This is a genomic window from Chromobacterium sp. ASV23, from assembly GCF_016428945.1.
Taxonomy (GTDB): Bacteria; Pseudomonadota; Gammaproteobacteria; order Burkholderiales; family Chromobacteriaceae; genus Chromobacterium; species Chromobacterium sinusclupearum.
The window spans coordinates 87,387-95,717 of sequence record NZ_JAELTR010000008.1; the positions used below are offsets into that span (position 1 = coordinate 87,387).

Below are 8,331 nucleotides of genomic sequence, written 5' to 3' on the forward strand. Positions count from 1 at the left end.
CATTTGGACCGCTAAAAATAGCCCTCCTGATTGATGCGCGCGAAGTTGTCGAGCGTGTGCAGCAGATCGGTGCGGAGGGGCTGGTTTGGCCCCTGCAGGTCGAACGCAAGCACAGGGATACGCCGCGGCAGCTCGTGCTGACGGCCCCAATCCGGGTTCACGAAGATCGCGTAGATCGTGGCGCCAAAAACGATCTGCTGGGTCTGCTTGATGAGGTATGAGGTCTCCATCGCATTCACGCGGGACATCCCGATATGCATCTTGTCGCCAGACTTTTCCTGCGCCGAGTTCTTGTAGTAGAACTCACGGATCTTCCGCAGCGTGTATTCGCGCTGGAACTCCGGCATAGCCGCCAGCTCCTCCATGATCGCCACGTAGTCATAGCCCGGTGCGGTCAGTATCGAGGAGAAGAACTGAATGCCGGTCTGCAGTGCGGCCGCGGCCTTCGGCTTCACAAAGTGCATACCCGCCTTCAGGCTGAACGGATTGAACCGGCTCATCGAGCTGCGCGACTCGACATAGCGGAAATTTTTTCCCCGGTTCTGCACCATGCGATATGCCAGGTTCTTGAAGCGGTAGGCGAGTCCGCAGCCGCGAAACATGGTGTCCAGGACCGTCCGGTTGTTCCAGGTGATGTTCTGGTTGATCCATGCCATCCGCTGCTGATTGATAGCGCGGTTGTCGATGCCGTTTACGTTTGGCTTCAGCCGCGGGAAGACTTCGTTGCGGCCGGAGTCGAGCGGCCGAGGCATGCCAAACGCCATGACGCCAACCAGGATGCGGTCGCAGCCGTCGTCGTAGACGGCGCGCATGTAGCGCGTGCCGGCGGCGACATTGTGGCCCTTGTAGTGCAGCTCACAGAGCGCCTTCCAGTCCTCGTTGGAGCCGGCCTCGACATAGATGTGCTTCAGGATGTCCGGCTTGTGGCCCAGATCGCGCGCCGGGCGGTAAACCTCGGTTACGTCGGTCACGGCGTGAACTCCCCAATCCAGCTCTGCAGCTCTTCCCGCGTCACGGTGCGCTCGGCACACCTGGCGGCAGCCTCTTCGATGCGCTCCACCAGCACCTTTTCGCGGAACCGCTTATTCACCACCAGGTCGGGGCCGAGGTCTCGCGTCAGGTCGGTGTGGGTGGTCGCCACAATCAGCGTGGCGCCATGCCGGCGCGCAACCTTCTGCAGCGAGTAGGCGATGATCTTGGCGCTGGTGCGGTCGAGGATGGCCAGGAACTCGTCGCAGCACCACACGGTCGCGCCGGTCTCGATGGCCTTCGCCATGCGAAAACGGTAGCGCTGACCATCAGACAGCTCAGATGGCTTGCGCAGATACACAAAGGCGTCTGTGATGCCCACCGCGTTGAGCAGACGAAGGGCGTCAGTGGTATCGCTCCCGATCAGGTCGATCAGGGCAGCGGAGTCGTCCAGTTCGATCTGGTCCAGATTCACCACGCGCTCGCCTGGCATGGCCGAAAACTGCTTGGCCAAGTTGCGCAGCAGCACGGATTTTCCGCCGCCGGACTGGCCTGTGATGTAGATCACATCGCCCTTCTTGACGGGCAGATCCAGGCCGTCGTAAACGACGAACTCCTTCTCGTCCAGGCCGATGCCGAAGGCCTCGGCAATCTCAACCACGCGCTCGCTGCGGTAAACGCGGGTCAGGAACCGCTCGTCGATTTTCAGGTTCATCAGCTCGCTCATTCGACCAGCTCCCAATCATCTGCCAGCAGGTCTGTTTGGCTTGGCAGCCAGGGAACACACTGCTGCGTCTCGCCGGCGACGCCAAATTGCCGAGTGCTGGCCGCTGGGGTGATCAGGTAGAAATAAGGGCGAGTCATCTTGCTGTGCGCGTCCGGGGCTTGCAGCGCCACGCTCAAGCCCTTCCCGTTCCAGCCGGCGCGAGTGACGCGCAGGCCAGACTTGAGCAGATCAAGTGCCTTGCCAAAGTTGAATTGGGTGGTCATGCAGTTACCTCTTTCACGAACGCAACGAAGGCGCGGTCAGGGTCTGTGATGCCGGTCGCCTGAATGGCCGCGGCAATGAACTTGTTGACGGCCTGCATATCGCCTGCCTTGATCTTGCTAAAGCCCAGCGCGCGGGTGATCGGCACCTCTTTGTCCGCCGCCTCGCTGACCTGGCGGGCGATGTCGTTGCGCTGCTCGTCCACGACGTCATTCAGGCGCTCGTCCACGAAGACGTCGAGGTTGACCTCGCCCAAGTCCGCCAGCGTGAATTCCAGTTCCTTGTCGTCGAAGATGTCGCCGAGCAGCTCCTCGATGCCGATCACCTCCTCGCGCAGAAGCATTTGGTCGTAGTCGCCAACCGCAACGCGGTTATCGGCCAGACGGAAGGCGCGCGCCTCGTCCTCCGTCATCGTCACCTGGACAACCGGCACCTGCTTCAAGCCAAGCTCAATCGCGGCCAGGCGTCGGCCGTGCCCCGCGAGAATGACGAAGTTTTGGTCGATAATTATCGGGTTGCCGCGCCAACCAAATTTCTTGATCGACTCGGCGAGTTTCTTTACCTTTTCTGCGGGGTGCTTCTTGACGTTTTTCTCATAAGGAATGAGCTTTTCAACATCAAGGAGCATGGTTTCCTGCTTATCCATGTCTTTGTATTTCATGTGGTTTCAATCCAATTGAATTGAAATGAATTGATATGATATGAATTCACTTCAATTCAGTTGATGGTCGTTATAATTCCGGGGCAGTTACTCGGTCAGGTATATGTCCGAAAGCAGCCCCAGGCTAAAGGCGGACATCGGGTCGTCGTCGTTGTTGAATGGGTCGGTCAAGGCCTGCGGAAGCGGTGCTTCGTCCTGCAGCTCAAGTTCTTCGATGTCAAAGGCGGAGTGATTCATGCAGCCCCCAGCAGCAGGTGAACCAGGGCATTGCCGGCATTGGAGAGCGAGTCCTCGTCGGTGTAGCCCTGGTCACGCATCACCTTCTCAATGATGGCTGTGATGCGGTCGGCATCGTCGAACGGAACCTTGAAGCGCAGAAGCTGATGGGTCTGCGCCGGCGCCGCCGATGGCTCAGGGATCTCTGGGTCTTCCGGCGTCTCGTCGGGCAGCAGCAGGTCGTCCAGGTTGATCGTTTCGGTGGAGAAGATGGCTGTCAGGTCTGCATCGGTGTATGGCATGAACTCCGCAACCTCATCGGCACCCAGCTCTTTCAGCAGGAGCGCCAGCTCGGTCATGTTGTCTTCGCCATAGCGGCCGTTATCGACCAGGCCGATCTCCTTGGCCCTGCGGTCGTGGATCCTCCCGAGGTTGATGATTGGGACTTCCACCAGGCCTAAATCCAGCGCTGCCCGCCAGCGATGTTCGCCACCAAGTATCTGCAGAGTCCCGTCGGCCAGCTCGCGGACGATGATCGGCTTGAATAGCCCGAAGCGTTTAATGGAATTGCGTATTTTCTGCTCAGCATCCGGCGTGCAGTGGTTCGTATTCCAGGGGTTTGGTGTCAACGTGTTCGGGTTGACCGAAAGCTGTTTTATCTTGTCCATCGCTAATTTAGAATTAGTCAGTGCTGACTGATATTAACGCAAACGGAACCCCCAATCAAAGCCATGTCCCAACTCGTAATCGCCCACAACGCCACAACCGCCCGCCTGATCGGCGCCGATAGAGCAACCCGCCTTGAGGTGCAGAAGCTGCTGTCCTACAAGGTGGCTGGCTGTGAAATGTCCGAGCTGTTCAAGACTGGCAAGTGGAACGGCCGCTCAACCTTTTACGAATGGGCGCAAGACAGGTTCCCCGCTGGCTTTGTATCGCTGGTCTATTCCCACCTTGTTCGTCTCGGAAAGCGCCCAGGCATTGCGCGCAAACCCTTCCCTGAGCCGCTTGGACCAGAGCGGCCGGTGGTGGACGCCTTCCCGCCTGACCCGCGCTACGACTACCAGGACAAGGTCGTCGATAAGCTGGTCTCGCACGGCAAGATCATTGCTCAAGTAGCAACCGGCGGCGGCAAGAGTCGAATTGCCAAGCTGGCGTTCTCGCGCATCGGCAGAATGACGCTGTTTCTGACGACCAGGTCGATCCTGATGCACCAGATGAAGGATGCCTTTGAGGCCGATCTGGGTCTGAAGTGCGGGGTTCTGGGTGACGGAGAGTGGGCGCCTCGCCGCGGCATGAACGTGGGGATGGTGCAGACCCTGATGGCCAGGCTGAAGGATCTCGACCCTGCCTCGTCCACCGCAGCCCAGCGCGCGGCGCACGCAGAGGTGCAGGCGAAAACACGCAAGCTGCTTTCAATGTTCGAGTTGGTGATCCTTGAGGAGGCGCACGAGGCCGGCGGCGACAGCTATTTTGAGATCCTCAACAACTGCACAAACGCCCACTACCGCCTGGCGCTGACGGCGACCCCGTTCATGCGCGATGACGAAGAAGACAACATGCGCCTGATGGCCGTTTCGGGTCCGGTGGCCATCAAAGTCAGCGAGAAGGATCTGATCGAGCGCGGCATTCTCGCCCGCCCCTACTTCAAGATCATTCGCCTGGTGGAGCGCCCCAGCGACCTGCGTCGCAGCACGCCCTGGCAGCGTGCCTACAAAGCGGGGATCGTCAACAACACCTACCGCAATCAGGCTATCGTCAGCGAAGTCAGGACCGCGGTTCAGCACGGCCTCACCGCAATGGTGCTGGTGCAGCAGACCGCGCATGGTGACGTGCTGCGTGGCCAGCTTGAGGCCGCCGGCATCCGCTGCGCCTACATCAAGGGCGAGAACGACCAGGCTGAGCGCAAGCGGCAGATCGGCCGGCTGAAGAGCGGCGACATCGATGTGCTGATCGGCACAACCATCTTGGACGTCGGCGTGGACGTGCCGGCCGTGGGCCTCGTGGTGTTGGCCGGCGGCGGCAAGGCTGAGGTTGCCCTCCGCCAACGCATCGGCCGCGGCCTGCGCGCCAAGAAGAGCGGCCCCAACGTCTGCCTGATCGTTGACTTCCACGACGACGGCAACGAGCATCTGAAGGGCCACGCCAAAACCCGCTACTCGATCATCGCGGGCACGCCAGGCTTCGACGAGGGCATCTTGTCGGAGGGCGAAGATTTCGATTATGGCGCCCTTGGGTTTGTCCACATGGCCGCGTAAAGAAAATGCGCAAAATCAGTTCACGGTCAGTATAATTTCGGTCATCACTGATCTGGTATCTGAGCCATGCAACAAGAGTCCTTCGAGAAGCGAATCAACATCAAGTTTGACGGCGAGGCGGCCGCCAAGATCGAAACGGTCAAGGCGGCTCTGTCCACCAAGAACTGCTCGCTTACCACCCAGCTAGTGATCGAGACTTTGCTTTCCAGCATGTCGTCCGACGCGATGATCAGCATCATCGCCCCGACGGTGAAGGCGCTAGATGAAGAGCGCACCGCGCGCTACGCTGAGCAGCGCCGCGTGGGTGCCCTGAAGATTCGTCTGCGTAAGAAGCTGGCCAAACTCGAACAGCTTGGCCAAGACGTTACCGAAATCAAGCGTCAGCTGCAGGAGCTTGGCGAATGAGGCCGATCCCCCACCACCTTCGCTTGCGCCTGAATGAACTGCTGACGGCGGTCAACACCCACGCGCCGTTCAACTGCCCTGCAGAGGTTCGGGCGGCAATAGAGGGCGTTGATGGCTCGCCAGGCATCGGGGTTGACCGTCTGAGCGATAAGCAGGCTCTACGGCACGCTGCATCCATCGGCGCAGGGATCGACGGCCGGGTGCGCAATCTCTCGTCCGAGGAGGGTTTGCGCGACCTTTGGGAGTCGGCCCGGCGCTTCATCCCCTCAATTCCGCCGTGGGGTGGCGCTGCCGCGGTCGAGCCGACCACCACCACCGACGAGATTGAGGAGCTGGTGGAGATGGAGTTGTCCGGCGCCCAAGGGGCGGCTCCAGCTGCGGGCGGGCACAATGCAGGTTCAGCGACAGCAATGATTCGTGAAGAATGGGGTGCATGGTAGGGGGAAGCAATGAGTGTGATGTCCAACCTCTTGAGCAGAGCTTCTGAGGCGGCCGGCGCCGTAGTCGGAGTAGAGCTGGCGCCAGGCTTTTCTGGAGAGCCAAAAGGCCTGAGCCATTCGGCGCAGGACACGGCCAGTATCATCGACCAGGACGAAGTCCTGGAGGAGCTTGCGGAGGAACTGCTGGAGGGCGAGCGGCTGGCCAATGTGCTGGCCGCGCCGAGCGCGGCCGGTAATAAGTCGTGGGGTGGCTGGTAGATGTTTCGGTTCAGATCATGAACTCGTCAACGCTTCAATTGGCGTTGTGATTTGCGCATTGAATTACGTCACCATTTACGTATGTAAATTTGACGCAGGCGTAACGCTTGGTTACTATTACACCAGAGCGAGAAGTGAACCAGACCGTTCCGCCGGCGTATCACGGTTCATGGAAGGGCACCACTAAGAGCGGAGTTAGTGCTAGTGCGAAACCTCTCCACCTCCGTCCGCGGGTGGCTGATTGAGCGGACTGTAATTCAAGGGCGAGTCATTGACTCGCCCTTTTCCATTTCCAAAGCAGCCGCCTCTATGCCGCTTCAGGCGCCTCTTGCACATCAGCTGCCACGTCACCGCGAACCGAGTAGATGAGTGTGCCATGCCTATGCTTGTTGAGCGCTTTGGCCTCGCAATTCATCATGTTCCACAGGACTTTGTCGTCCTCTACATCGACGACGACTAACAGCTGCTGCCTGCCTGCAAACAGACCTATGAACGCCAGGCGAAACGAGCCATCATCGTAGGCGACCCTCCATACTTCGTATGGTGCCCCCACCGTGCTGGCGGCAAAGTTGGCGTAGCGCTCGCGGCCGTCTTTTCGCTTCTCAACTATGTGGGGCAGCTTGTCTCGCATTACTGCAACAGGCCCAATTGGAGAAGCCAGGCTTACCCTGTCTTCGCCTTCAGGCATGCCCAGCGCGGTGCAAAGGATCTGCAGCGCATCTTCGCTGGTCGCGCCCTGCTCAAGCATGTCTGGCGGCTCTGCACGCTGACTATCCGGCACGTCCCGGACGTCAGGGAGACCCTTGTCGTTCCAACGAGGCTGCCCTTTAGCCTCACTTTTTCCCATTTTCCCCTCTTCCATTCAGCATGCGCGCATTCTAACACCATGCCGTTCAGCACGAGAGTCTTGACTTTGGATGGCGCGCGTGTCGTTGCTTTGAGGCGGGATAGCCGGCTACCATCATCAACATTCGTATATTCTGAGCGATAAGGCTATGGCATTGGAAAGCGGTGGCTTGACTCCCTGGGTAGGGGTTATTGGCGTTGCGGTCGGTTTTGGGCTTAGCCTATTCAAGGATATTGGCCGCGCCGCATGGAGCTTCTGGAGGGGGCGATCAAGGGAGGCGATCCTGCTAAGGGCACATCTTGATAGGCTGGTCAATGAATGTGTTTCGGCCGCTTTTGACGACGGATATGTTTGGCGCCCCCCAGACAGAGAGCCTGAACTTACAACGAATTTCCCTAAATTCGATCCATTCTCGCTCGATGTCAGCTGGGGCTTGCTATCGGCAGGCTTAGTCTCGGAAATTTTCGCTCTGCAGCACGAGCTGGCGCGCCTTGAGGAGACGATCGCCGCTTACTCTTGGGATCTTGCTGATTACGAAGAGCTGTCAATTCCTATTCGTCAGTATGGCTGTGCCAGGATTGGCATGCGTGCAAATGCGGCGAAAATGAAACTGGAAAAGGAGGCGCGCCTGCCGGCGGTGAACTCAATGTTTTATTCGGATGATGGCTGTTCAGGGTTGCGGGAGCAGGTTGACAAGCTGGGGGCAAAGATAAAAGGCCGGGCACCCGGTTCTTTCAAGCTGTAGGCACATCGCTTGCTGGTCGATGTGAAAAGGCACATTGCATTCATATTTGCTCATTGCTTGGTATAATGTGCCTCGTCAGGCAAGCTCACATCTCCCTTGTGCCAGCTTGGCAACTTGTGAACATCATTTGTTCCTCACCAAACTACTGCTCTGCCCCGCGCCTGTGGCGCGGGGATTTTTTTGCCTGGTCGTAACGACCAGGCCGGCATCCCGCGGGCCTCTTCGTCCGCGTCAGAGATGCTTGACTACGGCCAGCTTGAAAAACAGCGCAGGGTATGAAATCGGCCAGAAAATCAGCGCGCGCAGCTTGCCGCTGGAGACATTCTCGATGGTGTTGTAGACGGGGTGCCATTCAATCAGCCCGCGCAGCACCACCCGATTCATCAGGAAGCCGAACACGAAGTAGGCGAAAAAGGGAATGGAGCCGGAGAACCAGGTTGTGGCACTGGCCAGCTTGATGAAGACGATCATTGCGACCAAGAACGCGACATAGATCCCAATGGCCTTGCCCCTGTCTCTTATACACATCTCCGAGCCCACGAGACTC

Annotated in this window: 12 protein-coding genes; 5 read left to right on the plus strand and 7 right to left on the minus strand. The window is 58.8% G+C overall.

Annotated features, from left to right (window positions below; translation table 11 throughout):
• Positions 1 to 11 precede the first annotated feature (11 nt).
• The 6 genes from JHD59_RS05970 to JHD59_RS05995 all read right to left on the minus strand — a co-directional run bounded on the left by JHD59_RS05970 (position 12) and on the right by JHD59_RS05995 (position 3,502).
• Positions 12 to 971, minus strand: a complete 960-nt coding sequence (locus tag JHD59_RS05970; RefSeq protein ID WP_199153555.1) for a hypothetical protein — start codon at positions 969 to 971, stop codon at positions 12 to 14.
• A complete protein-coding gene (locus JHD59_RS05975) occupies positions 968 to 1,696 on the minus strand; it encodes an AAA family ATPase (protein ID WP_199153556.1) in 729 nt (242 codons plus the stop codon). The genes JHD59_RS05970 and JHD59_RS05975 overlap by 4 nt, the downstream gene beginning before the upstream one ends.
• Positions 1,693 to 1,959, minus strand: a complete 267-nt coding sequence (locus tag JHD59_RS05980) for a DUF2829 domain-containing protein (RefSeq protein ID WP_199153557.1) — start codon at positions 1,957 to 1,959, stop codon at positions 1,693 to 1,695. The genes JHD59_RS05975 and JHD59_RS05980 overlap by 4 nt, the downstream gene beginning before the upstream one ends.
• Positions 1,956 to 2,618: a ParB/Srx family N-terminal domain-containing protein gene (locus JHD59_RS05985; protein ID WP_199153558.1), complete on the minus strand. Its 663-nt coding sequence runs from the start codon at positions 2,616 to 2,618 to the stop codon at positions 1,956 to 1,958. The genes JHD59_RS05980 and JHD59_RS05985 overlap by 4 nt, the downstream gene beginning before the upstream one ends.
• Before the next feature lie 87 nt (positions 2,619 to 2,705).
• Positions 2,706 to 2,855: a hypothetical protein gene (locus tag JHD59_RS05990; protein ID WP_199153559.1), complete on the minus strand. Its 150-nt coding sequence runs from the start codon at positions 2,853 to 2,855 to the stop codon at positions 2,706 to 2,708.
• The gene (locus tag JHD59_RS05995) at positions 2,852 to 3,502 is read right to left on the minus strand and encodes a ParB/RepB/Spo0J family partition protein (RefSeq protein ID WP_199153560.1); all 651 of its coding nucleotides are present in this window, start codon (positions 3,500 to 3,502) and stop codon (positions 2,852 to 2,854) included. The genes JHD59_RS05990 and JHD59_RS05995 overlap by 4 nt, the downstream gene beginning before the upstream one ends.
• A gap of 63 nt (positions 3,503 to 3,565) precedes the next feature.
• Here JHD59_RS05995 and JHD59_RS06000 point away from each other — a divergent pair, with 63 nt between their 5' ends.
• From JHD59_RS06000 to JHD59_RS06015, 4 genes are all read left to right on the plus strand, one after another.
• A complete protein-coding gene (locus tag JHD59_RS06000) occupies positions 3,566 to 5,089 on the plus strand; it encodes a DEAD/DEAH box helicase (protein ID WP_199153561.1) in 1,524 nt (507 codons plus the stop codon).
• 66 nt (positions 5,090 to 5,155) lie between these two features.
• Positions 5,156 to 5,494: a hypothetical protein gene (locus tag JHD59_RS06005; protein WP_199153562.1), complete on the plus strand. Its 339-nt coding sequence runs from the start codon at positions 5,156 to 5,158 to the stop codon at positions 5,492 to 5,494.
• Positions 5,491 to 5,934, plus strand: coding sequence for a hypothetical protein (locus tag JHD59_RS06010; protein WP_199153563.1), 444 nt, complete (start codon positions 5,491 to 5,493; stop codon positions 5,932 to 5,934). The genes JHD59_RS06005 and JHD59_RS06010 overlap by 4 nt, the downstream gene beginning before the upstream one ends.
• Before the next feature lie 18 nt (positions 5,935 to 5,952).
• Entirely contained in the window at positions 5,953 to 6,192 is a 240-nt protein-coding gene (locus tag JHD59_RS06015; protein WP_199153564.1) for a hypothetical protein, read from the plus strand.
• A 307-nt stretch (positions 6,193 to 6,499) separates the two neighbouring features.
• Here JHD59_RS06015 and JHD59_RS06020 read toward each other — a convergent pair whose 3' ends face one another.
• The gene (locus JHD59_RS06020) at positions 6,500 to 7,054 is read right to left on the minus strand and encodes a PBECR2 nuclease fold domain-containing protein (protein WP_199153565.1); all 555 of its coding nucleotides are present in this window, start codon (positions 7,052 to 7,054) and stop codon (positions 6,500 to 6,502) included.
• 133 nt (positions 7,055 to 7,187) lie between these two features.
• On the opposite strand from JHD59_RS06020, the gene JHD59_RS06025 reads away from it, so the two are divergent.
• A complete protein-coding gene (locus JHD59_RS06025; protein WP_199153566.1) occupies positions 7,188 to 7,784 on the plus strand; it encodes a hypothetical protein in 597 nt (198 codons plus the stop codon).
• Positions 7,785 to 8,331 lie beyond the last annotated feature (547 nt).

Coding starts and splice junctions, on each gene's coding strand:
- JHD59_RS06025 (WP_199153566.1), top strand. CDS start 7,188: ATGGCATTGGAAAGCGGTGGCTTGACTCCCTGGGTAGGGGTTATTGGC.
- JHD59_RS05985 (WP_199153558.1), bottom strand. CDS start 2,618: ATGAAATACAAAGACATGGATAAGCAGGAAACCATGCTCCTTGATGTT.
- JHD59_RS06000 (WP_199153561.1), top strand. CDS start 3,566: ATGTCCCAACTCGTAATCGCCCACAACGCCACAACCGCCCGCCTGATC.
- JHD59_RS06010 (WP_199153563.1), top strand. CDS start 5,491: ATGAGGCCGATCCCCCACCACCTTCGCTTGCGCCTGAATGAACTGCTG.
- JHD59_RS05975 (WP_199153556.1), bottom strand. CDS start 1,696: ATGAGCGAGCTGATGAACCTGAAAATCGACGAGCGGTTCCTGACCCGC.
- JHD59_RS06020 (WP_199153565.1), bottom strand. CDS start 7,054: ATGGAAGAGGGGAAAATGGGAAAAAGTGAGGCTAAAGGGCAGCCTCGT.
- JHD59_RS06015 (WP_199153564.1), top strand. CDS start 5,953: ATGTCCAACCTCTTGAGCAGAGCTTCTGAGGCGGCCGGCGCCGTAGTC.
- JHD59_RS06005 (WP_199153562.1), top strand. CDS start 5,156: ATGCAACAAGAGTCCTTCGAGAAGCGAATCAACATCAAGTTTGACGGC.
- JHD59_RS05990 (WP_199153559.1), bottom strand. CDS start 2,855: ATGAATCACTCCGCCTTTGACATCGAAGAACTTGAGCTGCAGGACGAA.
- JHD59_RS05995 (WP_199153560.1), bottom strand. CDS start 3,502: ATGGACAAGATAAAACAGCTTTCGGTCAACCCGAACACGTTGACACCA.
- JHD59_RS05980 (WP_199153557.1), bottom strand. CDS start 1,959: ATGACCACCCAATTCAACTTTGGCAAGGCACTTGATCTGCTCAAGTCT.